Below are 420 nucleotides of genomic sequence, written 5' to 3'. Positions count from 1 at the left end.
GCATGGTGCCGCGCAGCGCCGCATCGAGGTTGGAAAGCGGCTCGTCGAACAGGAACGCTTTCGGTTCGCGCACGATGGCGCGGCCGATGGCGACACGCTGGCGTTGGCCGCCGGACAGCTGCGAGGGCCGGCGCTCGAGATAATCCGTGAGGTTGAGGATGCGGGCGGCATCCTCGACCTTCCTGTCGATTACCGCCTTGTCCAGTTTTGCCATCTTCAGCGGAAAGGCGATGTTGTTGCGGACACTCATATGCGGATAAAGCGCATAGGACTGGAACACCATGGCAAGGCCACGCTCGGCCGGCGCCTTTTCGGTGGCGTCGTTGCCGTCGATGACGATCTTGCCGCCGGAGACGTCTTCCAGCCCGGCAATCAGGCGCAAAAGGGTCGACTTGCCGCAGCCGGACGGGCCGACGAAGA

Annotated in this window: 1 protein-coding gene; it reads right to left on the bottom strand. The window is 63.8% G+C overall.

Annotated elements, in window-relative coordinates; genetic code table 11:
• On the bottom strand, positions 1-420 hold a 420-nt coding region (locus tag RS75_RS24970), incomplete at both ends, for an ABC transporter ATP-binding protein (RefSeq protein WP_045025289.1).

This window comes from Rhizobium nepotum 39/7, from assembly GCF_000949865.1.
GTDB lineage: Bacteria > Pseudomonadota > Alphaproteobacteria > Rhizobiales > Rhizobiaceae > Agrobacterium > Agrobacterium nepotum.
This window is presented reverse-complemented; position numbering and strand designations above follow the sequence as displayed.